The organism is Endozoicomonas numazuensis (assembly GCF_000722635.1).
Lineage (GTDB): Bacteria > Pseudomonadota > Gammaproteobacteria > Pseudomonadales > Endozoicomonadaceae > Endozoicomonas_A > Endozoicomonas_A numazuensis.
Window position 1 is genome coordinate 1,456,560 of record NZ_JOKH01000001.1, and the last position, 26,606, is coordinate 1,483,165.

At 47.7% G+C, this 26,606-nt stretch carries 22 protein-coding genes and 2 pseudogenes; 17 read left to right on the plus strand and 7 right to left on the minus strand.

Annotated features, from left to right (window positions below; genetic code table 11):
• Window positions 1-110: 110 nt before the first annotated feature.
• Window positions 111-818: an SDR family oxidoreductase gene (locus GZ78_RS06435; RefSeq protein WP_456236224.1), complete on the minus strand. Its 708-nt coding sequence runs from the start codon at window positions 816-818 to the stop codon at window positions 111-113.
• A 209-nt stretch (window positions 819-1,027) separates the two neighbouring features.
• Between GZ78_RS06435 and GZ78_RS06440 the strand changes: the two genes are divergently transcribed.
• Window positions 1,028-1,261: a helix-turn-helix domain-containing protein gene (locus GZ78_RS06440; RefSeq protein WP_034833575.1), complete on the plus strand. Its 234-nt coding sequence runs from the start codon at window positions 1,028-1,030 to the stop codon at window positions 1,259-1,261.
• A 34-nt stretch (window positions 1,262-1,295) separates the two neighbouring features.
• Window positions 1,296-2,534, plus strand: coding sequence for a type II toxin-antitoxin system HipA family toxin (locus GZ78_RS06445; RefSeq protein ID WP_201772660.1), 1,239 nt, complete (start codon window positions 1,296-1,298; stop codon window positions 2,532-2,534).
• A 3-nt stretch (window positions 2,535-2,537) separates the two neighbouring features.
• Here the strand turns inward: GZ78_RS06445 and GZ78_RS06450 are convergent, their stop codons facing one another.
• From GZ78_RS06450 to GZ78_RS28170, 4 genes and pseudogenes are all read right to left on the minus strand, one after another.
• Window positions 2,538-2,897 carry a VOC family protein gene (locus GZ78_RS06450; RefSeq protein ID WP_034833577.1) on the minus strand — a complete coding sequence of 120 codons (360 nt, stop codon included), beginning with the start codon at window positions 2,895-2,897 and terminating at the stop codon, window positions 2,538-2,540.
• A gap of 112 nt (window positions 2,898-3,009) precedes the next feature.
• Complete coding sequence (locus GZ78_RS30205) at window positions 3,010-3,246, minus strand: hypothetical protein (protein ID WP_034833579.1); 237 nt, start codon at window positions 3,244-3,246, stop codon at window positions 3,010-3,012.
• A gap of 176 nt (window positions 3,247-3,422) precedes the next feature.
• Window positions 3,423-4,172, minus strand: coding sequence for an HAD-IIA family hydrolase (locus GZ78_RS06460; RefSeq protein ID WP_034833580.1), 750 nt, complete (start codon window positions 4,170-4,172; stop codon window positions 3,423-3,425).
• Window positions 4,173-4,391: 219 nt separating this feature from the next.
• Window positions 4,392-4,574, minus strand: a pseudogene (locus GZ78_RS28170) (thymidine phosphorylase); the annotation flags it as partial.
• 197 nt (window positions 4,575-4,771) lie between these two features.
• Between GZ78_RS28170 and GZ78_RS06465 the strand changes: the two are divergent.
• The 14 genes from GZ78_RS06465 (at window position 4,772) to GZ78_RS29330 (ending at window position 21,549) form a co-directional block, all read left to right on the plus strand.
• On the plus strand, window positions 4,772-6,253 hold the full coding sequence (locus tag GZ78_RS06465; RefSeq protein ID WP_034833581.1) for a peptide MFS transporter: 1,482 nt from the start codon (window positions 4,772-4,774) through the stop codon (window positions 6,251-6,253).
• A 332-nt stretch (window positions 6,254-6,585) separates the two neighbouring features.
• Window positions 6,586-7,491: an enoyl-CoA hydratase gene (locus tag GZ78_RS06470; RefSeq protein WP_034834390.1), complete on the plus strand. Its 906-nt coding sequence runs from the start codon at window positions 6,586-6,588 to the stop codon at window positions 7,489-7,491.
• 1 nt (window position 7,492) lies between these two features.
• Window positions 7,493-8,557: an NAD(P)H-dependent flavin oxidoreductase gene (locus tag GZ78_RS06475; protein ID WP_034833582.1), complete on the plus strand. Its 1,065-nt coding sequence runs from the start codon at window positions 7,493-7,495 to the stop codon at window positions 8,555-8,557.
• Window positions 8,558-8,615: 58 nt separating this feature from the next.
• Entirely contained in the window at window positions 8,616-9,389 is a 774-nt protein-coding gene (locus GZ78_RS06480) for an enoyl-CoA hydratase family protein (protein WP_034833583.1), read from the plus strand.
• A gap of 14 nt (window positions 9,390-9,403) precedes the next feature.
• Window positions 9,404-10,570 carry an acyl-CoA dehydrogenase gene (locus GZ78_RS06485; protein WP_034833585.1) on the plus strand — a complete coding sequence of 389 codons (1,167 nt, stop codon included), beginning with the start codon at window positions 9,404-9,406 and terminating at the stop codon, window positions 10,568-10,570.
• A 14-nt stretch (window positions 10,571-10,584) separates the two neighbouring features.
• Window positions 10,585-11,646 (plus strand): acyl-CoA dehydrogenase family protein, encoded by a 1,062-nt coding sequence (locus GZ78_RS06490; RefSeq protein ID WP_034833596.1) that lies wholly within the window; start codon window positions 10,585-10,587, stop codon window positions 11,644-11,646.
• Between the two features lie 126 nt (window positions 11,647-11,772).
• Window positions 11,773-12,927 (plus strand): acetyl-CoA C-acetyltransferase, encoded by a 1,155-nt coding sequence (locus tag GZ78_RS06495; RefSeq protein WP_034833597.1) that lies wholly within the window; start codon window positions 11,773-11,775, stop codon window positions 12,925-12,927.
• Window position 12,928: 1 nt separating this feature from the next.
• Window positions 12,929-13,819, plus strand: coding sequence for an SDR family oxidoreductase (locus GZ78_RS06500; protein ID WP_034833599.1), 891 nt, complete (start codon window positions 12,929-12,931; stop codon window positions 13,817-13,819).
• A gap of 407 nt (window positions 13,820-14,226) precedes the next feature.
• Window positions 14,227-14,709 carry a hypothetical protein gene (locus GZ78_RS28785; RefSeq protein WP_152558575.1) on the plus strand — a complete coding sequence of 161 codons (483 nt, stop codon included), beginning with the start codon at window positions 14,227-14,229 and terminating at the stop codon, window positions 14,707-14,709.
• Window positions 14,664-16,448 carry an alkyl sulfatase dimerization domain-containing protein gene (locus tag GZ78_RS06510; protein ID WP_034833606.1) on the plus strand — a complete coding sequence of 595 codons (1,785 nt, stop codon included), beginning with the start codon at window positions 14,664-14,666 and terminating at the stop codon, window positions 16,446-16,448. Before GZ78_RS28785 ends, GZ78_RS06510 begins: the two co-directional genes overlap by 46 nt.
• A 99-nt stretch (window positions 16,449-16,547) precedes the next feature.
• On the plus strand, window positions 16,548-17,234 hold the full coding sequence (locus GZ78_RS06515) for a glutathione S-transferase family protein (RefSeq protein WP_081869696.1): 687 nt from the start codon (window positions 16,548-16,550) through the stop codon (window positions 17,232-17,234).
• A gap of 5 nt (window positions 17,235-17,239) precedes the next feature.
• A complete protein-coding gene (locus GZ78_RS06520) occupies window positions 17,240-18,739 on the plus strand; it encodes an MBL fold metallo-hydrolase (RefSeq protein ID WP_034833609.1) in 1,500 nt (499 codons plus the stop codon).
• A 622-nt stretch (window positions 18,740-19,361) separates the two neighbouring features.
• Window positions 19,362-20,903 (plus strand): hypothetical protein, encoded by a 1,542-nt coding sequence (locus tag GZ78_RS06525; RefSeq protein ID WP_034833611.1) that lies wholly within the window; start codon window positions 19,362-19,364, stop codon window positions 20,901-20,903.
• 502 nt (window positions 20,904-21,405) lie between these two features.
• Window positions 21,406-21,549 carry a hypothetical protein gene (locus tag GZ78_RS29330; RefSeq protein WP_161787320.1) on the plus strand — a complete coding sequence of 48 codons (144 nt, stop codon included), beginning with the start codon at window positions 21,406-21,408 and terminating at the stop codon, window positions 21,547-21,549.
• Between the two features lie 457 nt (window positions 21,550-22,006).
• Here the strand turns inward: GZ78_RS29330 and GZ78_RS06530 are convergent, their stop codons facing one another.
• Window positions 22,007-23,026, minus strand: a complete 1,020-nt coding sequence (locus GZ78_RS06530) for an acyltransferase (RefSeq protein ID WP_034833613.1) — start codon at window positions 23,024-23,026, stop codon at window positions 22,007-22,009.
• Window positions 23,027-23,403: 377 nt separating this feature from the next.
• A complete protein-coding gene (locus GZ78_RS06535) occupies window positions 23,404-24,783 on the minus strand; it encodes a cytochrome P450 (RefSeq protein WP_034833614.1) in 1,380 nt (459 codons plus the stop codon).
• 528 nt (window positions 24,784-25,311) lie between these two features.
• Between GZ78_RS06535 and GZ78_RS28790 the strand changes: the two are divergent.
• Window positions 25,312-26,440, plus strand: a pseudogene (locus tag GZ78_RS28790) (IS630 family transposase).
• Window positions 26,441-26,606: the final 166 nt, after the last annotated feature.

Genomic DNA, 26,606 nt, shown 5'->3' on the forward strand with positions numbered 1-26,606 from the left:
GTGTTCGAAGGGGGTTAGAGTGTTCAGGGGGGAATTTGTTCAGTCAGGAATAGCAATCAGTCAGTAAAGCTGACTCAATTGTCAGCTATTTTGAGCAAAAAGAGCGGTTCTTAAACCCCTCCCGCCAGATCCAAAAAGTTACCTGTTGAGAAAGAGGCTTTCTCAGAAGCCAGCCAGTAAATCGCTTCGGCTACCTCTTCAGGGTGACCTCCACGTTTCATAGGTAACACATCCGCCAGCCGATCGACCCGGCCGGGTTCTCCACCATCAGCATGCATATCGGTATATATGCAGCCGGGTCGTACACAGTTAACCCGAATGTTTTCAGCTGCCACTTCCAGAGACAAACCTTTGGTCAACGTATCAATAGCCCCTTTGGTAGCAGCATAATCAATGTACTCATTGGGAGAGCCGGTTCTGGCTGCTGCCGATGAAACATTGACAATGCTGCCACCTTTTCCACCGTATAGCGTCGACATTCTTTTCACTGCTTCCCGGCTGCAGAGAAAGTAACTGGTGACATTAGTTGTCAGTAGCTGGTTAATCCGCTCCGCAGTCAGCTCATCCAGTCGGGATTGTGGTTGCAGAATGCCAGCGTTGTTGACCAGAACATCCAGCGTTCCCAATTCTTGATCGACAGCAGTAAACAGTTTGCTGACACCGACTTCAGTAGAAATATCTGCCTGAACAGTAATACAGTGACCGCCTGCCGTTTGAATTTCACGGGCAAGACTTTCAGCTGCGTCAGTATTGGCTCTGTAATTGATACAGACTGCCATAGCCCTGCTGAGCAAAAAGCCTTGCTGCAGCTGCGCCAATACCTCGGCCGGCTCCGGTGATTACTGAAATTTTCTTTTGAGGCATTAGAACTCCACTGACAGTCTTTTAGTAAGATTCATCAACGAGATGTTATACCCCATAGATACCATTAAGGAAGTGGCTATTTTTGACTGGAAATGAATGTATATATGTTCATATGTGGAATAATTGCTATATTGAATCTATATATAGTCATATGTGAAAAGAAATGGACAGCATTGGGCAACAGTGTCGAGCTCGCAGAAAAGCCAGAGGCTGGAATCAGACCGAGGCTGCCAGGCAGGCTAAAACCACCCGAAGTGTTATCTCGGCCATTGAAAACGATCGATATCAGGGTGCTCTGTGGGCGCTTGATAATTACCTTGGATTACTGGGTCTTGAGTTAACGGTAAAAGATGCTGAGAGACCGACCTGGGATGATCTTGATGAGTTATTTAAGTAGCCATTAAAAGTCTGGTCATGACTGGAGATCACGAGTGAGTCGCTTTGAAGATTGGCCTGAAAAAATGAATCGGGTCCGGGTACATACTCCGGCAGGAAAAGCGGGAGTATTAGGCTTTGATCAGGGTTCCTATTCCTTCTCTTACGGAGAATTGGCTGAAGACGTTTCTCTGACGATGCCACAAAGGGTTGCTTCTTATAACAGTGGAGGTCTTCATCCTGTTTTCCAGATGAATATCCCTGAAGGTTATGTCAGGGAAAAGCTGACAGAACGACTGAGGAGGTACATCAAGGTCAACGATATGTTGTTTCTGGCGCTGCAGCAGAATCGCGGAATTGGCCAGCTCAGTTATGAAAGTGATCTTGTGCTGGAGTCCGTCGGGCATGAAAGTCTTGATGCTCTTGTCAGCTGGGATAGTCGTGAAAGTGCCTTTGAATACCTTCTGGACAAATACCTTTTGAACACGGCAGCGATCTCGGGTGTTCAGCCAAAGCTTCTGGTCAATACTCAGAAGTCCACAGAAAGAGGGACTTTGGTTGAACCCGAATTGATCGTTAAAACCGGAGGGGATGAGTATGAAAATCTGGCACTGAATGAATTCGTCTGTATGAGTATTGCCCGTGAGTGCGGTATCAGTGTTCCTGAGTTTTGGCTGTCACAGAATAAAGAGCTGTTCATCATGAAGCGCTTTGATCTTTTAAAGGGGCAGACATTAGGCATGGAAGACTTTGCTGTATTGATGAAAAGATCGGGTGATGACAAGTATCTGGGTAGCTATGAACATGTCGCTAAAGTGGTTCAGCTTTATACCCGGGATACGCAGCAGAGTGATCATATTTTTGATTATGTAGCCATCAGCTGTTTATTGGGTAATGGCGACGCCCATTTAAAAAACTTTTCATTACTTTATGACAGTATTAATCCGTTAACAGGGTTAAGGCTCTCTCCTCTTTATGATGTCGTCAATACGACAGTGTACGAAAACGATTCCCACGACCTGGCTCTGAAAATGGAACAGAGCCGCGAATTCCCGGATCAAGACAAGCTGGTGAGATTTGGAAAAAACATCGGAGTCAAAAATCCATCCAGACGGCTCGAAGAGATGGCGGATACAGCCAGAGATTACATGAAAGGCTTCGATCTATGGGCGTCGTTTCCTGAGCTGAGAACCGCATTGGAAAAGTCCATATCCAGAGCCATGTCGATCACAGGCTCCGGAGTTAGACATAATGTCAAAAGGACTAAGAAAAGGAAGATAGACCGTTATCTTTGAGTTTTATAGATCGACATTTGACCAAACAGCATACTCATTACCATTAGGGTCAGAAAAGTGAAAACGTCGCCCACCCGGAAATGAGAAAGTGGGCTGAATGATCTTGCCACCCGCTGCTTCTATCTTTGACTGAGTTTCTTCCAGAGCATGACTGTACAGTACCACCAGAGTACTGCCATTCTCAGATGAACAGCTCTGGTTTGACTTGAAAAAACCTCCATCGAGCCCGGCGTTGTGAATAGCCATGTAGTCCGGCCCATAACTCTCAAAAGACCAGCCAAAGACGGTGGAGAAGAACTGTTCAGTGACTTTCAGATCTTTGGAGGGGAACTCAACATAGCTGATTTTTTCGTGGTAATTCATCGTCAGGGCTCAATTTGTCGTTGTTATAGTGCTGCCTATCCTAAGCTAAACCATTTATATTCTGAACTGCCGAGTTGAAAAGCAGCGAGTCCTGCTTCGTTGGCAGGGAGTTTCAATAAAGTTTTCCCTTCTGGAGAAAGTACAACACTTTTGCCGAGATATCTGGATTCTGGTGTGTTGAGTGCATGAGGCCAGTTGATTTGAACGATATACAAACCAGGTTACGAATAAAACCGGCGGCCAGATAACATTGGGGCAGGTTCAGCAGGCGGATACTGTCCAGAGCCTTCATCCTCACAGAGTCCTGTTGAATCAGCTGAATAATGATGGATTCATAAGATATGGACATTCGGTGGCCTGGGCTTTATGGATTGGTTTCGAAATAAATTTCCTATTGAAACTGGGTCTCCGTTCATCCTGAGCTTGTCGAAGGGGTGGCATTGAACTTCGACAAGCTTCAGTCCGAACGGGCGTTGGTCATATAAGGAAATTATTTCGGGACTATTCCTGTGTAGGAAAAGTAACTCAGATAATATCAATATCCGCTACACAGTCGAAAATATGGTTGGGATTGAAAGGCACTTGTTCTATATCAGCCCGGTTGGATACTCCGGATAAAACCAGAACGGTTTCGAGTCCAGCCTGGAAACCGGCAAGAATATCAGTACGCAGGTTGTCACCCACGATGATGGTGTTGTCTGAATGTGATCCCATTTTGTTTAAAGCAGCACGAATAATCCAGGCGCTGGGCTTACCTACATAAAATGGCTGCTTACCCGTAATGCGTTCAATAGGCGCGCACAGTGCGCCACAGGCGGGAGACATATTGGGGCCATGAGTATCGGGGTTGGTAGCAATAAAGCGCGCACCTTCTGAGACAAACCTCGCACCGGTGTGGATCATATTCCAGTTGTAGTTTTTGGTTTCGCCCACTACTACAAAATCCGGGTTGATATCGGTAATGGTAAAGCCTGCCTTATAGAGCTCGTGAACAAGAGCGCCTTCGCCAATAACATACGCCTTCTGGCCTTCCTGCCGTTTCAGGAATTCAGCGGTAGCCATGGCAGAAGTAAAAAAGCAGCTTTCCGGTATATTGATGCCAGCAGAAGCAAAGCGGTTTTGCAGATCTTTTTCGGTCTGGGAAGGGAAATTGGTCAGCATGATCAGGGAAATTTCCCGGTCCAGCAAACTGTGAATGAATTCATCAGCTCCCGGAATAAGGGTATTGTCATGCAGAATCACGCCATCAATGTCACAAATCACGCTTTTAGACATACTGCTACCTGATCAGGTTGGATTGTGAGAATGGCATTATAAGGGGGGGGAAGGTTAGAAGGCTAGAAGGCTAGAAGAAGATATGAAACCGAGCCTGACACGGTTTAATTCCAAAGAAATAACTGTTGCTGGCCGCATCCCTGCGGTTATGTCATGCAAGTATGAAATGGAGTAAAGTCTGTTGTTTCAAACTGAGTTGGGTTTAAACCTTCGAGCCTTTTTTTCGTAGGTAGGCATGAACGCACCGCTGCCAACCTTGATATCCATCACCAGCGCGTCCAGTCCTTCTGCCAGTTTCTTGGCGAGAATAAATACCGTAATCATGTCTATGGATTCAACCGTAGCGGTGACATCCCGAATACTGTAAATACGTTTGTCAGCAGGTGCTAACTCACCGGGCTGGTCAGATAAGGAAGTTATTTACGGACTATTCCTTAGTCGCATGTATTTATCCACAGGCAAGTACGCACAATTATCCACAACAAGCGTATGGATCTTTTCCTTGAATGAGCTGAATCCAGAATTCCGTGCTCTGAGTCAATGTATTGGATGGTGAATATATGAACAATAGGTTGGCTATTTAGAGTTCTGGAAGTGGTATGTGGAATAAACTCAACAAATCAATGATGTTCTGCCAAATGATGTTTGGCTTGTCATTTTATGGCGTGATGGTCATTTTAACCCGGTTCTTTCTGGAAGAACTGAGTTACAGCGAAGCCGATACTATGATGGTGGTAGGTGCCTTCTCTTCCATTGGCCCTCTTTTTGCCATTGCCGGCGGAATTATCTGCGACAAGTTTTTGGGGTCGAAGCGTGCCCTGACTGTTGCCTATATTTGTTTTGCAGCAGGTTATGTTTTGCTGGTGTTGGGTTCGTCTTCTTTGAATGTACCGCTGAGTTTGTTGGGTATTGCTCTTGCCAGTTATGCCCGGGGTCTGATGTCTCCTTCTTATCCAAGTCTTTATAAGCGGACTTTCAAATCTCAGGAAGATTTTGAAAATTGCTACCCGATTAATTACTCCGTCAATAATGTAGGTGCCTTGCTGGGGCAGTACCTGTACCCCATTTTTGTTTTGACGGTCGGGTTTGCCGGTGGATTTACACTTTCAGCCGTAATGGCTGCGTTGGCTGTAGGTGCCCTGGTGATCTTCCATAAACCTCTGGTGAGTGTGGGTGAAGACATTGACAGGGAACCTGTCAGTGCGAAAAACATGGGAATCTTCCTGGTTCTGTCAGCGGCGATGCTGGGTATGGTGTTCTTCATGTTCTCCGATATGGATACCGGGCAGTACATTGTGTATGCCATTGGCGGTGCAGCATTGTTGTACTACGTCTCCCTGATTTTCAAAACAGGCAGGGCCGATGGGATGCGAATGGTGGCTATTCTGGTCATGACGGCAGTCCTGACCACGGCATTCTTTGTATACTATGGCCAGATGATGACGTCTATGAACATTGTGGCCATCAATACCTTAAAGGGTGATTTGTTGGGCTTTATTCCACTGGCACCTGAAGCCGCTATGGCTCTGAACCCACTGTGGTGTATTGTCATGGGGCCTGTGATTACCCTGTTGTTTGCCAATCTTGAAAAGCGTGGTATTCAGTTCACTACGGCTACTAAAATCTCTTTTGCCTTTGTGATGACGGCTGTGGCTTTCGGCATTCTGACCCATGCAGTCAGAAGCGTCGGTCCGGATGTCAGCATTTCACCGAATGTATTTCTGGTCATTCATGGCTTTCAGGCTTTTGCTGAGGTGATTGTCGGTTCTCTGGTGGTGGCCTTTATAATTTCTGTAACGCCAAAAGAGATTGAAGGTTTTTCTGTTTCCCTCTATTCCGTCGCTATTGCGCTCAGCGGAATCGTAGGTGCCGTCATCTCGGGGTCCATCGCGATGGACAAAGGGCAGGAAATTACTCAGTCCTTTGTTCAGAATGTTTATGGTAATTACTTCATGATGCTAACCGTAGCGGCCGTCATCATGGTTGCAGTGGCTCTGGCCGCTTCTCTGTTGATCAAGAAAATGATCAACCAGGCCGATGAGTGGGACAAGACAGAAGCGCTCTCTCCTGCAACGGTCTGACCGTATCTTTTTGGGCCAGTGACCTCTGTTCACTGGCCTGAAAGTAGTGCTTTTAAGTCATCTGACTTTCGTTTGTTTCTTCCCCAACCCCCCCGAGTCCGTTAGTCTTGATGGACGATGATGGCACTTCCCTCAACCGGTTTAATCGGTCACTGTTCCAGTTATTTTTTAGTCCTGTTGCATTCTGTTCGGGTTATTTCAGGCAAACATCATGATTTCAGGCCCGAACTGAACCATCAGAATAACAATCAGGCGGTATGACCTGGGGAGTCAGGCTGACTCCAGCAGTTCCAGCCTCGCAGATGAAAGGTCATTTCCGGGAGATCCAGACGATGACAGAAAAGACTAACGATAGCCCAGCAGTGGTTCTCTACGAAGTACGTGATCAGGTGGCTATCGTTACCATGAACCGTCCTGAGTACAACAATGCCCAGAACTCCGCCATGACTTATGCACTGGATGCTGCATTTAAGCAGGCGGTGGATGACGATAATGTTAAGGTCATTGTTCTGGCTGGCAAGGGCAAGCACTTTTCTGCCGGTCATGATATTGGCACGCCCGGGCGGGATGTAGATCAAACCTTCGATCGCAAGCATCTCTGGTATGACCATGTAAACAAACCGGGTGGCGAGTTTCTTTATGCCCGTGAACAGGAAGTTTATCTGGGTATGTGCCGTCGCTGGCGTGATATTCCCAAGCCGACCATTGCCATGGTGCAGGGAGCCTGTGTTGCCGGTGGTCTGATGCTGGCCTGGGTCTGCGATATGATTATCGCCACTGACGATTCTTTTTATGCTGACCCTGTCGTTCGCATGGGCATTCCCGGTGTGGAATACTTTGCCCACGTACACGAACTGAATCCACGTATTGCTAAGGAATTCCTGTTTCTGGGAGAGCGGATGCCGGCCGATCGTGCCTATCAGATGGGTATGCTGAACAAGGTTGTGACCCGTGAAACTCTGGAAGAAGATACGCTGGATGTCGCCAATCGTATCGCTAAAATGCCACGCCTGGGGCTGCAGTTGACCAAGCAGGTCATTAATAATGCAGAAGACCTGATGGGTAAACGCACTACCATGGATATGGCATTCGGTCTCCACCATTTTGCTCACACACATAATGAAATGGTCTCTGGTGACCGTCTGGCAGGCTTTGATGGTAAAGCAATGGCGGAATCCCAGAGGCCCACAGCTGATAAAAAGCAGCAGGAGAAAGATAAAGAGAAGACGGAGGCCTGAGATGTCGAAATTGAAGACCCGTCTGACCGAATTACTGGGGTGTGAATACCCGATTATTCAGACCGCTATGGGCTGGGTAGCTGATCCAAAGCTGGTGGCCGCAACATGCAATGCCGGAGGCTTTGGCTTCCTGGCGGGTGCTACGATACCACCTCAGGAGATGGAACAGGCCATCATCCAAACCAAAAAGCTCACTGACAAGCCTTTTGGTGTCAACTTTCACATGTACCAGCCTAATGCGGGTGAGATTGTTGATATGGTTGTGCGCCACGGTGTCAGAGCGGTCAGTTACAGCCGCTCTCCGGGCAAACAAATGATAGCCCGGCTTAAAGAAGCCGGTGTCGTTTGTATCCCGACGGTGGGGGCACTCAAGCATGCGATCAAAGCCGTCGAAATGGGGGCTGATGCCGTTACTGTTCAGGGTGGAGAAGGAGGAGGGCACACAGGTTCTGTACCCACATCCATTCTATTACCTCAAGTAGTGGATGCTCTGGATGTTCCAGTTGTGGCTGCCGGTGGTTTTAAAGATGGTCGTGGTCTTGTATCTGCCATGGCGCTGGGTGCAGAAGGCATTGCCATGGGCACTCGCTTTCTTATGACCAGCGACAGTCCGGTACCGCCCAAAACTCTGGATCGTTACGTTAACACCACCAACCCTGCCAATGTCATCATCAGTAAAGCTATAGATGGCATGCCTCAGCGAATGATCACCAACGAACTTCTGGGCAAGCTGGAAAGTGCGGGAGGGGCCAAACGTCTTGTTATGGCTCTGACCAGTGGTCTGGCTTATCGAAAATATACGGGCATGAGTGTTTTTCAGCTTTTGAAAAGTGCTGTCCAAATGCGTGGCTCCGGCGATGTAACGGCTGCTCAGGCGATTATGTCAGCCAATGCGCCCATGGTTATTCAGAAAGCCATGGTTGACGGCAAGCCTGCTGAGGGTGTATTGCCTGCTGGACAGGTGGCTGGAGTGATCAACAGTTTAGTGAGTTGTGATGAGCTCATCCGGGAAATAGTCCAGGAAGCCGACGAACGTTTGAATAAATTGAGTCAATTTGTATCCTGAGAAGCCTTTAGCCCATAGAGAGCCAAGAATCAGGAAGCATCTGGGGAAAAAAAGAATAATGACAAAACCATACAAAGTGACCATCGAAGGCGGTATCGCTGAGCTGGTATTTGACCACCCTCCTGTTAATGCATTCAGCAGTAAAGGCTGGGCAGACATAGCGGCAGAAATTGAAGGCCTGGGTGAGAACGATGATGTCCGTGTCATCATTGTTGCTGCCGAAGGTCGTGGCTTCTGTGCCGGTGTAGACATCAAAGAACTGGCAGAAGACGACAATCTTATTGTAAAAGTGAACAAAGGCAACTACGACACTTTTAAAGCCATTCACCTGAATCCCAAGCCGGTTATTGTGGCCGTGCATGGTTTCGTGCTGGGTGGGGGTATCGGGATTTCTGGCGCTGCAGACATTATTGTGGCTTCTGAGTGCGCCCGTTTTGGTGTTCCTGAAGTGGATCGTGGTGCCATGGGCGGTGGTGCTCACCTGCAACGTATGTTCCCGGTTCAGAAAGTTCGCTACATGTACTTTACCGGTGACATGATTGATGCTCAGGAAGCTCATCGCCTGGGTGCCGTTGAAAGAGTGGTGCCAAGGGATGAGCTTCGCATTACCGCCAGGGAAATAGCGGCCAAGATCGCAGACAAAAGCCCTCGTATGATCAGGATTGCCAAAGAAGCCCTTACGGGTATTGAAGACGGTAATCTGGAAAACAAGTATCGCTCGGAGCAGGGCTTTACCCTGGAGGCTTATACCTCCCCGGACTCCCAGGAAGCCCGTGATTCCTTTGTTGAAAAACGTGATGCTTCCTTTGCTACCGAAAAAGAGCAGGGCTAAGGCAGGAGAATTACATGGACCTGAATTATACGGACAGCCAGAAAGCCTTTCGGGAAGAAGTACGCAGTTGGCTGCAAGCCAATGTGCCTTCTGAACCTCTGAAATCGTTTGATACCTCCGAAGGTTTTCGCCAACACCGCGAGTGGGAAGCCAAGCTAAACGACGGTCGATGGGGTATGGTGACCTGGCCTGAAGAGCTCGGTGGTCGTGGTTGTGACCTGATCGAATGGCTGATCTTTGAAGAAGAATATTATCGTGCCAATGCTCCGGCCAGGGTAAACCAGAACGGAATCTTCCTGCTTGGGCCTACCTTGATGGAGTACGGTACCGAAGAACAGAAAGCTCGCTTTTTGCCTATGATGGCGACCGGTGAAGAAGTCTGGGCACAGGGCTGGTCCGAGCCTGGTGCCGGTTCCGATATGGCTGCGATTCGATCCAAGGCTGAGAAAGTCGGTGATCACTACGTGATTAATGGTCAGAAAACGTGGTCAACACGTGCTGTCTGGGCCGACTGGACCTTTGGTATCTTCCGTACCGATCCTGATTCCAGCCGCCATAAAGGCCTGACCTTTATTCTGGTGCCGCTGGATGCTGAAGGTGTGACGGTCAGACCTATTGAGCAATTGGACGGTCTGCCGGGTTTTGCAGAAATCTTTTTTGATAACGTCAAGGTGCCAGCCGAGAACGTTCTGGGTGGAGAAGGCATGGGTTGGCATGTAGCTATGTCGACCGCTGGATTTGAGCGGGGCCTGATGCTTCGCTCGCCAGCACGCTTTCAGGAAACTGCCCGTCGTCTGGTTGAACTTTATAAAGCGAATCAGGAAGAGGCAGATATTGATCCGGTCATTGGTGATGCCGTGATCAAAGCTTATCTGGATGCAGAAGCCTATACCCAGACGACCTATATGACGGCTTCCCGTTTGGTTAAAGGTGGGAAGATTGGACCTGAGTCGTCTACTAACAAGATCTTCTGGTCTGAGTTGGACCAGAAAATGCACGAAACTGCCATGAGCATCCTTAATGCCCGTGCCGAGCTCTGGCCTCATGCCCCTCAAGCGGGTGAGGTAGGTAAGTGGCTGGATGGCTTCCTGTTCTCCCAGGCGGGTCCTATTTATGCAGGAACCAACGAAATTCAACGTAACATTATTGCCGAGCGTATGCTGGGCATGCCCAGGGCATAAGGGAGGCTCAGTCAATGGATTTTACCTTTAATGAAGACCAGCTGGTCTTCCATGACAGTGTCAAAAGCTTTCTTACCAATGAAGTAACGCCAGAACGCATTCGTGAGCAATGGACGACAGAGTCTGGTCGTTCCAGTGATCTCTGGGATCAGCTGGCTGAACTGGGCTTAACCGCCATGACAGTCCCGGAGGCGTTCGGGGGGCTGGGCATGAATGAGCTGGACTTTATTCTTCTGGCAGAAGAGTGTGGTTATGTCGCTCTGGCCGAGCCTCTGGTTGATACGGTTCTGGTAGCAGTACCTCTGATCAACTCGTTGGGTAATGAGCAAAAGCATTTCAAAGAGAGCTGGTTGCCACGTATCGCTGAAGGCAAAGCCACTGTGGCTGTAGGTCATCAGAATAACCCTCTGGTGGCAGACGCTCATATTGCAGACTTGCTGCTACTGCCTAATGGAAATGAAGTGCATGCCGTTCCATCTGAGCAGGTAGAACTGCTACTTAATGAGTCAGTAGACCCCAGTCGTAAGCTTTATAAAGTGACCTGGACGCCGTCTGCTGAAACTCTGGTGGCGAATGAAGAAGAGGGTAAAAAGCTCTGGGAAGCAACGCTGAATCGCGGCGCTCTTGCTGCTGCAGCTCAGCAGCTTGGACTGGCACGCAGAATTGTGGACCTGTCTGTAGATTATACCTACGAGAGAAAGCAGTTCGGTAAGCCAGTAGGCTCTTTCCAGGCGGTTAAGCATCATATGGCCAACGTAGCGGTGAAGATCGAATTCGCCAAAGCGCCTCTTTATCGTGCTGCTTATGATATTGCCGAAGGTCTCTCAACAGCAGGCAGAAGTGTTTCTCATGCCAAGCTGGCCACTTCTGAAGCAGCACTGCTGGGTGCCAAAAATGGTATTCAGGTACACGGTGCCATGGGTTATACCTGGGAAGTGGATCTGCATATTTTCATGAAGCGTGCCTGGGCACTGGATGCCAGCTATGGCAGCCAGGGTTTCCACAAGAAACGGGTCAAGGACAGCCTTCTGGCAGAAGGTGCTCTGCTGGGAGCCGGTAACAGCTTTGTAAATTGATAAGCCTGCCGGAATTTTTTCCGGCAGCTTTTACTATGAAAATGCAGCTTTTTTGGGCTCTGTAGCTATATTCCGCGTTGGGTTGAGCTGCACTTTCTGCTCATGGCTGTTCAAGGAATAATAACAATGCCAGAAGCTTATATAGTTGATGCCATTCGTACTCCCACCGGCCGTCGTAAAGGTGGTCTGGCTGATGTCCATGGTGCCGATCTGGGTGCTCATGTACTGAAGGCCATTGTTGAGCGTAATGGTATTCCTGATAACGAATATGATGATGTAGTCTTTGGCTGTGTTGATACCATTGGCCCTCTGGCCGGTGATATTGCCCGCACCTGCTGGCTGGCCGCCGGCCTGTCCCAGGAAGTGCCTGGTACTACGATAGATCGTCAATGCGGTTCCTCTCAGCAGGCTGTGCACTTTGCTGCCCAGGCCGTTATGAGTGGCACTATGGATGTTGTGGTGGCGGGCGGTGTCCAGACCATGACCCAGATTCCTATCTCTTCCGCTATGATGGCCGCAGAGCCTCTGGGCTTTAAAGATCCGTTCACCGGATCAAAAGGCTGGGTAGAGCGTTACGGTGAAGAGCCACCTACACAGTTCAAATCGGCCCAGATGATTGCTGATAAATGGGATCTGTCGCGTAAAGAGCTGGAAGAATACTCACTGGAATCTCATCGTCGTGCGATCTCAGCCATCAAAGAAGGTCGTTTTAACAAAGAAATTATTCCTCTTAACGGTGTTGAAGTGGATGAGACACCCAGAGAATCTTCTCTGGAAAAAATGGCCGAGCTGGATTACCTGTTTGGTTGTGACAAGGTGACTGCTGCGGTTTCCAGCCAAACCTGTGATGCAGCTTCTGCTGTTCTGGTGGTGTCTGAAGCGGCTCTGAAAAAATACAACCTCAAGCCCCGTGCTCGTGTTCATCACATCAGTGTTCGTGCGGAAGACCCAATCTGGATGTTGACCGCTCCTATCAGTGCTACTGAATACGCGCTGAACAAGGCGGGTATGACGCTGGATGAGATTGATCTGGTAGAAATTAACGAAGCTTTTGCATCCGTCGTCATGGCCTGGTTGAAAGAAACCGGCTATCCCCATGAGAAGACCAATGTGAATGGTGGTGCCATTGCTCTGGGTCATCCTCTTGGCGCAACCGGAACCAAGTTAATGACAACATTGTTGCATGAACTGGAGCGTACCGGTGGCCGCTATGGTTTGCAGACTATGTGTGAGGGTGGTGGTCAGGCCAACGTAACGATTATTGAAAGACTGGGAGAATAAAATGGCACTTTCTAAAGAAGGGCTTGTAAAAGATCGCGTAGTGATAATCACCGGTGCAGGCGGTGGTCTGGGTAAAGCCTATGCAGAAGCCTTTGCTGCTGAAGGTGCCAAGGTCATCGTCAATGACATCAATGAGAAAGCAGCCAATGAGGTTGTAAATGCTATTGTCGCTGCTGGTGGTACTGCCGTGGCTAACACTAATGACATTACCGACTATGAAGAGTCTGCCCAGATTGTTAAGCAGGCTATCGACAGCTTTGGTGATCTGCATGTTGTCGTCAACAATGCCGGTGTGTGTCGTGACAGAATGTTTGCCAGTCTGTCTGAGTCAGACTGGGATAGGGTGATGTCTGTTCACCTGAAAGGTCATTTCTGCATTGCCAGCAATGCCGTTAAATATTGGCGTGAACAGTCTAAAGGTGGCAAAGAAGTCAGTGCTCGTATTATTAATACCAGCTCCGGTGCAGGCCTGCAGGGCTCTATTGGCCAGTCTAACTATGCCGCTGCTAAAGGCGGTATCGCGTCTCTGACTCTGGTACAGGCTGCTGAACTGGCTCGTTATGGCATCACAGCTAATGGTTTGGCTCCAGCGGCTCGTACGGGTATGACTGAAGACGTGTTTGCCGACATGATGAAAAAGCCGGAAGACGGTTTTGACTTCTATGCCCCTGAAAACGTTGCACCACTGGTGGTGTGGTTGGGTTCTGAAGAGTCTAAGCATGTTTCTGGCAAACTGTTCGAAGTGGAAGGTGGCAAGATTTCCTTAGCCGATGGCTGGCGCCAGGGTCCACAGAAGGACAAGGGTGCACGTTGGGAAGCTGCTGAGATGGGTGAAGCGGTTGCTTCTCTGATTGAAGAAGCGGTACCTGCTCAGAAGGTTTACGGTACTTAGCCCTAAGCTGATTCACCCGTAAGCTTCCTGCATACGGGTGAACTCATCTATTCCAGTTAGCTTCGCTGCAATTTGAATGGCCAGTTGACGGGCTGTTTTCAAGTGTCACAGTCAAATCTTTCCAGTAACAAACTAATCTAGATAAATAAGTACCCACAACAATACAGAAGAAGTAATGGCGCAGTTAAGGTTGGGTGTTGCTGTTTGTTCCCTGACGTTGGGGCTTTTTATTGTCTCCTCTGCTCACGGTATGCTGGAGAGGCGTTTTGGAGATAAGGAATCTGGTTGGGTGGCTAATGCAGTCATCTGGCTGCAGGAGCCCTTGCTCTATGTATACCGTAACTACCTGCACTCAGGGTTAGAATCTCGACATCAAAAAAGAGGTTTTCCAGCCACCGCTCTACCTCATGGGGCACTCTCTTGGTGGTGGCTTTGTGCTGCTGATGAACCCCCTTCACAATATTCAACATGATGCTCTTATTCTGATGTCGCCAGCAGGTTTAGCTGGCAACAATGCAGAGGACTTTAAAGCCAGTATTGAACGATCGAAAGGACTGCCTTTTGATTTTGGTACAGCAAACATGGTCCAAGCCTATGACTGTTGTATTGAAAAGCCCGGCTTTTTAGCCACAGACAATGTAAAGGGTTGGAAAGAGTTAAGAAGGGTGATTAACTCTGCCCGAAGAATGGAACAAATGGACTATGTCGCAAGGACGATGCCGTGTCATCCTTGGCGACAAGAATTAAGCCGATTGGTTTATTTTTTGATCAGGGTCAAAACACCGATTTTCATCTCTAACGGGATGAAAAGTGTTCAAAATAATAAGTATTACAGGGTTTGTACATGCGTCGTTTTCTTATCCCTACATCATTGGCCGCAGCGCTTTTAGCAACAGGTTTGCTGACAGGTTGTAATGATTCAGCCGAGACCAGCAGTAGTGCTTCAGCTGCTTCCGCGAACACTTCTTCTTCAGAAACGGTTCACCCGGCTATGAAAGCCGTTCTTCCTGAGATGCAGGAAAAAGTTTACAAAGTAACCGATGGCGTTTATCAGGCTGTTGGTTTCGGTGGTGCCAATTCCATTATGGTGGAAGGAGAGGATGGCATCATAATTGTCGATGCTATGGCATCGGTTGAGTCTGCCCGTAAGGTTAAAGCGGCTTTTCGTGAAATTACCGATAAACCGATCAAGGCAATTGTTTATACCCACAACCACGGTGACCATGTCTTTGGTGGTCCCGGTTTTGTTGAAGGGGAAGAAAACCCGGAAGATATCCAGATCTGGGCTCATGATACAACGCAGTACTATATCAACCGTGTAGTTAACGTTCTGGCTCCTGCCATTGGTTCTCGCAGTAATCGTATGATTGGTGCGCTGCTGGAGAAAGGCGACAAAGGTTTTGTTCACTATGGTCTGGCTACCGAGATGGAAACCATTGAGCCAGGTAATCATGCCGACGTTATTCCGCCTACCCATACTTTCTCAGATAAGGCAGAACTGAACATTGCCGGTGTTAATCTGGAGCTGGTGCACGTTGCTGGTGAAACCAACGACCAGATTATTGTCTGGCTGCCGGACCAGAAAGTCATCATGCCCGGTGACAATGTCTACAAGTCATTCCCTAACCTTTATACCCTGCGTGGCACCAGCTACCGTGATATCAAAAAATGGTACGAGTCGGTAGACACCATGCTGGAGTTTGAGCCTGAGTTCCTGGCACCCAGCCACACCCTGCCGGTAGAAGGCAAAGAAAATGTTAAGGAAATTCTGACGGCTTACCGTGACGGTATTCAGTTCGTTCATGATCAGACCATCCGTTTGATCAATAAGGGACTGACGCCTGACGAACTCGTGGAACAGGTGAAGCTGCCTGAGCATCTTGCCAACCACCCTTATCTGTTTGAGTACTACGGAAAAGTGGAATGGGCTGTTCGTAATATCTTTTCTGGCTACCTTGGCTGGTATGACTCCAATGTATCGACCCTGTTGCCAGCCTCACCGGATAAAACCGCACAGCAGATGGCAGACCTGGCTGGAGGTGAAGATGCGTTGCTGGCAAAAGCCCAGGAAGCATTTGACCAGAAAAACTACAACTGGGTACTGAAGCTGACCGACCATTTGCTGCGTTTGAAGCCTGACGACAAAGTGGTGAAAGAGTTGCGTGCCGAGTCCGCTACCCAGCTGGGCTACGCAATGCATAACTCGAATGCACGAGATATTTACCTGACTGAAGCGGCTGAACTCCGGGGTGTAGAAATGCCTGTTGAGCAGATGGAAAAGTCTGCCAACAAGCTGATCAAAGCTATGCCAGTTCGTGGCTTTATCGAATCTCTGGCGGTGAATCTGAATCCTGAGAAGAGCCTGGAAACCGATGAAACCATGGTGATTAATTTCACTGACACCAATGAGTCCTACACCATTCATGTTAGAAAAGGCGTGGCCATTATCAAGGATAAAGCGATTGCCAGTCCTGATAACAGCATGACCACAACCTCTGAAGTCTGGCTGGAAATCATGGCCGGTGATCGCAGCCTGCCAGGTGCTTTGGCCACTGCTGATATTGAATTGGACGGTGGTCGTTTATCGATTCCATCTGTACTGGGTTTCCTGAGTATGTTCCAGGGCTGATCCGGTAAAGGGCAGCTTGTCAGAAGCTGCCCGATTCTCTCTGCTCTGAGAGAGAAAAATGGCTGTAACCATAATGATAAATACATTGAGCCATAAACCATGATGCACCTACACCAGATGGAAGATTCTCCTTTTTGCGAGAAAATTCGTCTTTTGCTGCACTATAAAAATGTTCCCTATGAGTCGGTGAATTATGGTGCTTCAACCATAACCCGTATTCGTCGAATTAATTCGGCCGGTAAAGTTCCTGTCCTGGTGTCTGGAAAGCAAACCGTCACGGACTCGACCGATATCTGCCGTTTCATTGAGCAACAATATCCTGACAAGCCCGTTTACTCTGACTCTGCCGATGAGTCAGCACTTATCCATGTGTTGGAAGACTGGGCGGATGAAAGTCTCTATTTCATGGAGATGTATTTTCGTTTTGCGATTAAAACAAATAGCAAAGCGATGCTGCCTTTACTGCTCGCTCATGATCCCGTCTGGCTGCGCTGGCTGGTGGGGCCGCTGGTTGTGAATGGGGTGAAAGGTATTCTCAATCGTCAGGGAACCAGCCGAAGGTCCACAGAGCAACTGCAAAAAGACCTGAAGTCCCACGTCAATGCTCTGGAGTCCATGCTGGGAAAGCAGCCATTTCTGGTAGCAGACCATCTCACCATGGCTGATTTGTCTGTGTATGTTCAACTGAAAAGAATTAATCAAACCCCGGAAGGTTCAGCTGTCATCAGTGAGTCACTCATTGTTGTGAACTGGTTAAAACGTATTCATGAATTAACCGAGAGTTAAGTGATATGGCCAAGTTCAAGTCTCTGCTGGGCTATGCAGCTACAGCAGTTGTGTTCACGGGAGCAGGTATGCTGCTGTCAGAAACGGATGCTGCCAACACAGTGAATCAGGCAGCGGACAGCGCCAGGAAAAGTGTTCTTACCACCGTGGCAGAAAAAGCAGCGGATGGTGATGTCCGTACCCAGCTGTTGATAGAAAATCCGGAGCTGATCAAACGTGTTATGGAAGGAGGCGGGTTTGGCGGTTCTTTCTCCAGAAACGTTGCCCAGCACATGTTTGGAGAAGATTTTCAGCCTGCCATTGATGACGCTATCGAGATGACAACCATTGAGCCGGTAGGGGACAGGGCAGGGGGTAAAATGTGGTTGATTCGCATGCCGATTGTTAATGCTGCGTTATTTGAAACGGATGAAGGGCTGGTGGTCGTGGATACAGGCATGGCCCCTGCGGGTCCTGCCATTCTGAAAGTGATTCGCAGTGTCAGTGATAAACCGATTCACACCATTATTCTTACCCACGGACATGTTGATCATGCTTATGGTACCCGTCCTCTGGTGGAAGACAGTCCCAATGCCCAGATCATTGCTCAGGAAAATATCATTCCCCGTTTTGAACGCTACCTGAAATTGCCCGGCTCCTTCTCTAAGTACATGAGTCAGCCTTATGATGAACTGCCCAAAAAGAAAGAAGACATTGTCTGGCCTACCAAGACTTTCAGGGATCGTCTGGAAATTGAAGTAGGTGGAGAGAAGTTTGTGCTGCAGCATCGTAAAGGAGAAACAGACGATCAGCTTTATGTCTGGGTTCCAGGCCGTAAAGCACTGGCCAGTGCCGATTACTATCAGGGCTTTTTACCCAACGTCGGAAACGGTAAGCGGGCTCAGCGGTATGTAGAAGAATGGGCTTTTGCCATGAGAGAAATGGCAGATTTGAACCCTGAATACCTTTTGCCTGCGCACGGTGCTCCTATCGTCAACCAAGCTCAGATTCAGGAAAACTTTACGGTGCTGGCTGAAGCTTTTGAAAGCATCACCGAACAGACCCTGGATGGTTTGAATAAAGGGATTCGCAAAGATCTGATTGTCGATAGCATTGAGCTACCTGAAGGCTTGTCCAGCCATCCGACATTAGCGGTTAAATACGTCAGTCCGAAAGACGTTTCAAAAATGCTGCTCAAACAGTACACCGGCTGGTGGGATGATGTTCCTTCCAACTGGACGCCGGCTTCTCTGTCCAGTCAGAGTTCCGAGATAGCTAATCTTGCCGGTGGGATAAATGCCCTGGTGGATCGGGGGAATACACTGATTGCTACCGATATAATCCTGGCCAGTCATGTTGCCGACTGGGCCTGGATGGCTGATCCTGAAAATCCTAAAGTTCAGAAACTGGTCATTGACGTTTATAGAGAAAGAATCAAAGACCCAAGGTCTAATACCCAGGAAATTCTGGCTTATCTGGATCAGATGACTCAGGCCCGGGAGAAACAGTTGCAAGCAGTAAACTGATGGGTATGGCCGCCTGATTTTCAGGCGGCTATACCCATCGCCTTTCAAGATGCTACGTTGTTGCCAGCGTTCGCTCACCCTGATCACCTACTTAGGAGGCTGACCGAGAATAGACAGCCCGGCCTAAAATCCAGAAAGAACGGCCATCTTTTCCACTGAATTTGCTTAAATAGGTCAACTATTCGCACAAATTCAGTGAAAAAGCTGACTCGTTCTACTGAATTTTATGCTCGGACGCTAGTCTCGGTCAGCCTCCTAGATCACCTGCTGCTTGTAGGCTCACAGGGCTTCGCTCACTTGTCGCCTAGTAGCATCTTGAAATCCAATGGGTATATTGTTCACTTTTCTGCGCTTTTACAGAACCTTTCATATCTTCTCCTTTTTACCTTCCCCAGGCTGGCTCGACTTTTATCGATTGATTTTTCCTGCAAAGTGGATAGAGGTCACTATAGTAAATCTCACGATTAAAAAATAAGTATTAATGATGATTAATTTTAGTGTGTTGAGAGGCTGCCAAAAGGCAAGGGGCATTTGTTCTTTTCGGGGTGTTTTGAGTCGGTCAGTAATCCCCTGTGTTTTCATATTGTTACTGGGTATGTGTTGCTTACGCAATGGTTATTCAGTGGAGATTCCTGAAGATGACGTAGCTTTGAGCCTGGAGGCATTGCAGCTGGGTGTTCAGCAGACCAATAATGCTCCTGAGCTGGTCGAGCAGCTGGAAAGAAAAAAACAGGAGCTTGGATTACAAAAGGGCGCTCGGGTAAAACGGCAACATTGGGTCTGGAAGTTGAATACATCGCTCCCCTATTATCAGGAAATAATTGGGTTTCTGGAAAAATACCGGTCTGAAATCTGGCGTTCTTGTAATCTGGGAAGTTCGCCACCACTGTTTATACCCGCTGATACTAATGATCTGATAAGACACTTGGATGAAAACAGTCAATGGCACGGTCAGATCATGTTGTTTGATGATGAGTATGTCATCAATAAATCACTGAAACTTAAAGATGCGAGAATATGCAGCATCAGACCTTTGCTCGAAGAGGTTTATTCCAAGGACCCGGACATTTTCATTCCAGTATATGGCTCTGGCTCTGCTGACATTCTTGACGGTAATGAGTCGACTCAACCTTTTGGCGAGCGCTTTTATCTGGGAGAGGGAAGAACGACCACAGAGATCATTCTTGAAGGGGGAGAGGCGAATCAACACTCGCTGGTTATTTCAGGAAATTCGTACTTGAGACGGCTGACTGTTCGACGGGGTGAATCGAATAAGAGTCAGAAAGGTCTTATAACTATAGGGTGTGATGATAGTGAGCCTATGTGCAGTCCCGGTTGGGGGTTCCTGTTTTCAACTTATAGCAGGATTATTGATCACTCAGGAAAAGCTAATCATTTGGTCAAAATTGCGGGGAATTTCTCTGGCATGCGGACTTTTTATAACCAGTATGAGTTTGAGCATGGGCAAGCAGGGTCACGACAGTTTGAGTTTAATACCACCCGCTATGTTTGCATGTTAAATGAGTCTTTAGTGAACACGGGTGGGCAGGGCACGGTTATTCAGTGGAACAGTGGATATCTGGGGGAAGCAGGCTCACCCTTTAGCTATCAATTCAAGAATATTAAGGTAGCAGTTCCTGATGAGGGAGCATTCACTGGAATGAAGTTGGCGTTTGCTAATAAAGTTAAAAGCACACGCAAAACGATTCATTATCCTCAAATTCAGGCTGTTTCTCTTACTGGTGGTTTCAAAAGCGGGTTTGCTTTTCATCCGGATTTTATCCTGAGATCATCCAGTAATAAAAATGTATGGGGAAGTATTCATCCTGAAGGCTTGCGATGTGTCGGTTATCCTTCATCAAGTGGTGCACCGCTGGAATTCAATGATGGTATCGAGTGCAGCAAAGCCACCTATATTGAGCCAACGACATTCACGACCTCGTCCAGTATGACTGTGTTGCCTTCAGATACACCTGTTCCTTCAGATACACCTGTTCCTTCAGATACACCTGTTCCTTCAGATACACCCGTTCCTTCAGATACACCCGTTCCTTCACCCACACCGGAGACGAAAGAAGCCAATTCGGGCCCTGCAAACCTTGTTTCAGGCTTCGTCATGATGATTGCCCTGTTTGCTCCGGATCTAATAAGTCTGTTGTGGTGAATATCTGTTCTCATTAAAAAAACCGCCTGATCAAAACAGGCGGTTTAAATGTGTGCCGAGCATGTCACACAGCTTGGGGGTGAAAGTCCCCTGTCCAGCCAGATGAGGGCGAAGGACTAGCGAAGCACAAGGTTTGTATCGTGAGGTGCAGGCTGAAGGCAGTGTGGAGCAAAACCGCGAGCCGACGAACAGAAACCAGATATGAGGCTGTCTGTGTGAGGACGAGTCAGCGTATGATGACGAAGTCCATACTCATCCGGACACTCAGGCAGTAGATCTGGCGGTTGTGCGGCGAAGGCGGTGTGACTTACCTCGGGAGGTCTGTGTGGTGTCTGATATTTCGGACTGAGGCTATCGTAAGGTGGTCTGATCGCCATACAGAAGTCAGCAGACGGCATAGTAGCTGGCGAATGTCAGTGAAGGCCTGAACGGTACAGAGTGGTGAATAGTTTCTGTTATTCGATACACCGGACGCAGACAAATCCAGCAAACACTGGAACTCATGCCAAGTGGTCACGGCGGAACCGGAGGCTGCGACGTTATGAGGGCTGAGGTTGTGTCGGCATCACAGGATTACGAAAGCCCGGCAAGCGATGCAAGCCTGATGGCACGCATCGCTCATCCCAATAACCTGAAGAAGGTTTGATCAGGTTGTTGGTCGCTTAACTGGCCGAAACGCCCAGTACGGACCCGTATGCTGTGGTGTTGTGGGAGGAGCGTAGCCGTGAGGCTACGCCCTATCCCGATCACATTAAGTTGCGTGCTCTTTTATTTCCTGTTTGAACCCTCGTATTTGTAGTATTCCAGACCGGATCTGTCACCCAGGGTAGATAGAACAGTTTCTTTTTATTGTTTAATAATGGTTTTGTTATTTTTTATAGTTTGGACACTACAGTTATTTCCTGGTTTATTCTTATTAATTTACAGCGACAAAGTGAAAGAAGTTTTAAAGCTCGTCTTAATCGCTTGTGATTAAATCATAGGGTTCGCTTTTTTTTGTTTTAGATATATGTACATGTACGTAAGTCTTGTTGTGAGTTGTTGGCGTTTGAGAATAAAAGGATAGGAAGAGGAATAGGTGCCTTACGGCACCTGTCAGTAAGTTAAGGCACCATCCAGTGTGTCAGTCGATTTCGACTGAGTAGCCAGACCAGTATGGTACTTCCCAGCAAGGCCAGTATTGTCCAGAATGGAATCATGATAATGGCGCTTGCCGGGTAGAGGTCATAGGCTCTTACAGGCCACAGAATAAGAGGGTGGACGAGGTATATCCCCAGACTGTAACGGCTTAATATTGAGACAATCTGTTTACTTTTTCCCTGAATCTTGTCGCCATAGTGTTTAGCCATGCAAAAGATCATAGTGGCAACAAGAACGGTATTAATCGTTTTATAGGAGTTGAACCGGCCTGAAGAATACATTCCTTTATCGGTACTGAGCCAGAGAGTGCCTCCTAAAGTGAGCGCCAATCCAATAACACCACCCAATATAATCCATGATTGATATCGACGTGTGTCGTATTTGGCAAGGCAATAGCCCCAGATCAAATAGCCGCCGTACAGTAGTGTGTTGATATGCCAGAAGGTTTGAATCTTGATTAAGAAACTGAATGTCAGCCACAACCAGATCCCGGCCATAAATTTAATCAGATCATCTGATGTCGTGTGGACAGCAAGTCTTAAAAAAGGAATGACAAAGTACAAGGGAATAAAATAGTAGTAAAAGCCCAGGTGATACCAGGTACTTTCATAGGGCAGTGTTCTCAGGGTTTCGAAGGCTTTTGTCCATTCATAATCAAAAGTGGGAGTCAGCCCAGTCAGAAACGAATAAAAAACGGCCCAGAAAAGAAAGGGCACCAGAACTTTCATCACTCTGCGTTTCAGAAAGTAATCCAGATCAAAAGGGCGTTTGTCCGATAGAAACAGCATCCCGGTGATCATGATGAAAATGGGCACACACCATCGTGAAAAGCTGTTAAAAGTAACCGCCGTGAGCCAGTCCGACATGGGGATTTGCCCATAAAGGTCACGATAGGGTCCCATTACATGGATAACGATCACAGCGATTGCCGCCAGAACGCGTAATAGATCCAGGTAAAATACGGGTTCTCTTTTTGATGACATTGGCCTGATTCTTATTGCTAGGTGGTTTTCTATTATGATATCTGCCTTTCTGCATATTCAGGGGGGAAACTACTTATTGTGAGCGTGCCCTAGGAGGCTGACCGAGAATAGCGTCCGAGCATAAAATTCAGTAGAACGAGTCAGCTTTTTCACTGAATTTGTGCGAATAGTTGACCTATTTAAGCAAATTCAGTGGGAAAGATGGCCGTTCTTTCTGGATTTTAGGCCGGACTGTCTATTCTCGGTCAGCCTCCTAGACAGAACCAGTACGCAGTAGTTGACACTATGAGGGCAGTATAGGGTAGGAAAGGTGTCACAGTTTGCCTTATAAGCCAGGTTTGAAAACGTTGACTTACAAGACAGTGGTAATCGATGATTTATTTTCTTCTTTTTAGAGTCAGTGGCAGATCATCCTGCTGTTTAGGTAATGGAAAGGCCTGGTGTTCCGGGTTATAGGCAGCAGGCACATCCCAGTCGTATTTCAGCAGAATCTGATGCATGAAACACTTCACCAGCATCTGGGCAAAGTTCATGCCTATACATTTGTGAGCACCGCCACCAAAAGGTACAAACTGATGTGAGTGTCGTTTGTGTTCTGCCCGTTCAGGAGAGAAACGGTCGGGGTCGAATTTCTCAGGGTTGTCCCAGTGTTCTGCCATCATGTGAGTGTACTGGGGGGGGATATTCAGAACGGTATTGGCAGGTACGTGTACACCGCCGATTTCACAATCCCTGATGGTCCTGCGGGTATACATCATTACGGCAGGGTGTAATCTGAGTGCTTCGTTCTGGATATTGTCCAGCTCAGTCATGCCTTTCAGATCCTTGAAGTCCAGCTCTTCTTTGCCTGTTTCCAGTGACTGCTGACGAGCCCTGTCCAGAATGTCTTTATTCTGAGCCAGGTGTTGCATGATATAGCTCAGGTTTGAGGTTGTTGTATCGTGGGCGCCAAACAGCAAAAAGTTAATGTGGCGGGCAATGACTTCGTCACTGAAATAGTGGCCGTCTTCATCTTTTTCCCGGCAGATCAGGCTGAACATATCCTTGCCATCTCCGTTACGGCGTTCTTCTATTTTGCCAATCAGATAGCGCTGCATGTAACGTTTGGCCTGTTTGCCTTTTCGCCACTTAGTGAAAGGAAGCAGAGGAGAGTCGACTCGAACCACGCCAATCAGACCGTCGGTAATCTCGATGAAGATATTAGACATCCGTTTGGCTTCATCCCCCTTGAAGTCGGTGATGCCAAGAAACAATTGAGCACCAACATCTAACAGGGTTTCCTTGATATTAGGAAAGAAACGGAAGTCGTCTATTGTGTCCCATTTTTCTATGCTTTCCCTGATAGTTTGATTCAGAGTGCCAGCATAATGCTGCATCGTGTCGAATTTGAATGCAGTCTGAAACATGCGTCGCTGAGATTTATGCTGGTCAAAATCCTGAAGAAGTAGTCCGCCGTCGTAGAACTGCCCCAGGGTGTCTTCATAGCCTTTGGCATTGGAAAAATTCTTGTCGGTATCCAGTAATATCTGTTTATTGATATCGGCACCGACGCAAAGCAGAACGTTTTGGCCGATCTGCCCCAGTTTTGAGACGGGGCCATATTTTTTATAATGCTCATCCACAACGTTATAAAAATCATTGACCAGAGGAATGGTTTTACCAATGACCGGCAGGCCAAGATCGCCATCGATGTGTTTGAGATCGTTGTTGGTGGGCTTTTCCAGATAGGAAAGCTCCAATGTCGATGCGTTAGCCATAGTCGTCTACCTTGTTATTCTTGTCTGACGTTGGGTTAACAATCATCCGATCTGGATGATGTTTAATAATCTATCGGCTGTAAAAAATGGCATCAACTCCTATTACTTCGATGGTAAAGTCTCTTAACTTGTTGAAAAAAAAGGATAAAAAATAATTGATTTAAATTTACTTATTTTTTATGTATTGCGAGAGTGATCATAGTCTGGCAAAGACAGAAAGTGACGTGCCTGAGACAATAAAACCAAGGGAAGGTGCGAATAAGTCCTATGGTACCCTGGCAGGCAAACCGCGCCTTGTATACCCATCGCCTTTCAAGATGCTACGTTGTTGCCAGCGTTCGCTCACCCTGATCACCTACTAGATCACCTACTACTTGTAGGCTCACAGGTTGTAGGCTCACAGGTTGTAGGCTCACAGGGCTTTGCTCACTTGTCGCCTAGTACAAAAAAAACAAATTACTTGTCTTATGACAATGCCAGAATTTCCCATTCTGGCATTCTTTCCTGACACAGTTCAGGACTTTATCCATGCCAGCTCGTTATCGCATATTCTTATCCCCCGCTGAGCAACAACAGCTCAAGGACATCATTCTTCAAAACAACATTGCAAAACACAAACGCATTCACGCCCAAGTCATTTTGGCTTTGGACGAAAATGGACCAAAACTTACAGAGCTGCAAGTCAGTCAAACCAGTGGTGTCACAACAAAAACCGTGCAAAGAACTCGAAAGCGCTGTGTGCTTGAGGGGCTGGAAGTTGCTGTAAACAGCAAACGCAATGGTATAGCCCGCCCTCGAAAGCTCCAGGGAGTCCAGCAAGCACAGCTTGTAGCCCTGACTTGTTCTGAACCTCCTGAAGGCTGCTCCCGTTGGACGTTAAAGCTTCTTGCCGATCGTATGATTGAACTGAATTACGTCGACACCATTTCAAGCCAAACAATCGGGCGAGAGTTAAAAAAAACGAATTGAAACCCTGGCAGAAAAAGGAATGGTGTATTCCCAAGAAAGAGAATGCAGAGTTTGTTTACGCTATGGAGCGAGTGCTGGATGTTTACAAACAGCCTTACGATCCACTTCGCCCTCTGGTTTGTATGGATGAGAGCAGCAAGCAGCAGGTTAAGGAAGTCAGAACCCCAATCCCTATGAAGCCGGGGCAGCCCGAGAAATTTGACAATGAATATGAACGTAACGGTGTCAGCGCCCTATTTATGTTTTTTGCCCCTCTGGATGGCTGGCGACACGTTGAAGTCACTGACACCCGAACAGCCTGTGACTGGGCTCACCAAATCAAACAGTTGGTTGATGTCCTCTACCCCAATGCATACGTCATCTACCTGGTAATGGATAACCTGAATACTCACACACCAGCGTCTTTGTACAAGCATTTCCACCAGAAGAAGCGCACCGTATTGCCAATAAACTGGAGATTCATTACACGCCCAAGCATGGCAGTTGGCTAAACATGGCAGAGATCGAGTTAAGCATACTCAGTCGTCAATGCTTGAGTCGGCGGATACCTGATCAGGGTACCTTGAGGACAGAAGTTTCGGCCTGGGCGTCACAGCGCAACAGCATCAACAGCAAGATGGAGTGGAGGTTTACAACAGAAGATGCTCGGATAAAGCTGGCGAAGCTTTACCCGACAATTAAATACTAGGAGGCTGACCGAGAATAGACAGCCCGGCCTAAAATCCAGAAAGAGCGGCCATCTTTTCCACTGAATTTGCTTAAATAGGTCAACTATTCGCACAAATTCAGTGAAAAAGCTGACTCGTTCTACTGAATTTTATGCTCGGACGCTATTCTCGGTCAGCCTCCTAGTG

What these genes read in the sequence shown, in the direction of transcription:
- GZ78_RS06460 (WP_034833580.1), bottom strand. Translation starts at nt 4,172, where the DNA reads ATGTCTAAAAGCGTGATTTGTGACATTGATGGCGTGATTCTGCATGAC.
- GZ78_RS29330 (WP_161787320.1), top strand. Translation starts at nt 21,406, where the DNA reads ATGCCAAGTGGTCACGGCGGAACCGGAGGCTGCGACGTTATGAGGGCT.
- GZ78_RS30205 (WP_034833579.1), bottom strand. Translation starts at nt 3,246, where the DNA reads ATGTCCATATCTTATGAATCCATCATTATTCAGCTGATTCAACAGGAC.
- GZ78_RS06485 (WP_034833585.1), top strand. Translation starts at nt 9,404, where the DNA reads ATGGACCTGAATTATACGGACAGCCAGAAAGCCTTTCGGGAAGAAGTA.
- GZ78_RS06440 (WP_034833575.1), top strand. Translation starts at nt 1,028, where the DNA reads ATGGACAGCATTGGGCAACAGTGTCGAGCTCGCAGAAAAGCCAGAGGC.
- GZ78_RS06520 (WP_034833609.1), top strand. Translation starts at nt 17,240, where the DNA reads ATGGCCAAGTTCAAGTCTCTGCTGGGCTATGCAGCTACAGCAGTTGTG.
- GZ78_RS06470 (WP_034834390.1), top strand. Translation starts at nt 6,586, where the DNA reads ATGACAGAAAAGACTAACGATAGCCCAGCAGTGGTTCTCTACGAAGTA.
- GZ78_RS06475 (WP_034833582.1), top strand. Translation starts at nt 7,493, where the DNA reads ATGTCGAAATTGAAGACCCGTCTGACCGAATTACTGGGGTGTGAATAC.
- GZ78_RS06510 (WP_034833606.1), top strand. Translation starts at nt 14,664, where the DNA reads ATGCGTCGTTTTCTTATCCCTACATCATTGGCCGCAGCGCTTTTAGCA.
- GZ78_RS06465 (WP_034833581.1), top strand. Translation starts at nt 4,772, where the DNA reads ATGTGGAATAAACTCAACAAATCAATGATGTTCTGCCAAATGATGTTT.
- GZ78_RS06535 (WP_034833614.1), bottom strand. Translation starts at nt 24,783, where the DNA reads ATGGCTAACGCATCGACATTGGAGCTTTCCTATCTGGAAAAGCCCACC.
- GZ78_RS06490 (WP_034833596.1), top strand. Translation starts at nt 10,585, where the DNA reads ATGGATTTTACCTTTAATGAAGACCAGCTGGTCTTCCATGACAGTGTC.
- GZ78_RS06500 (WP_034833599.1), top strand. Translation starts at nt 12,929, where the DNA reads ATGGCACTTTCTAAAGAAGGGCTTGTAAAAGATCGCGTAGTGATAATC.
- GZ78_RS06530 (WP_034833613.1), bottom strand. Translation starts at nt 23,026, where the DNA reads ATGTCATCAAAAAGAGAACCCGTATTTTACCTGGATCTATTACGCGTT.
- GZ78_RS06450 (WP_034833577.1), bottom strand. Translation starts at nt 2,897, where the DNA reads ATGAATTACCACGAAAAAATCAGCTATGTTGAGTTCCCCTCCAAAGAT.
- GZ78_RS28785 (WP_152558575.1), top strand. Translation starts at nt 14,227, where the DNA reads ATGGGGCACTCTCTTGGTGGTGGCTTTGTGCTGCTGATGAACCCCCTT.
- GZ78_RS06495 (WP_034833597.1), top strand. Translation starts at nt 11,773, where the DNA reads ATGCCAGAAGCTTATATAGTTGATGCCATTCGTACTCCCACCGGCCGT.
- GZ78_RS06480 (WP_034833583.1), top strand. Translation starts at nt 8,616, where the DNA reads ATGACAAAACCATACAAAGTGACCATCGAAGGCGGTATCGCTGAGCTG.
- GZ78_RS06515 (WP_081869696.1), top strand. Translation starts at nt 16,548, where the DNA reads ATGATGCACCTACACCAGATGGAAGATTCTCCTTTTTGCGAGAAAATT.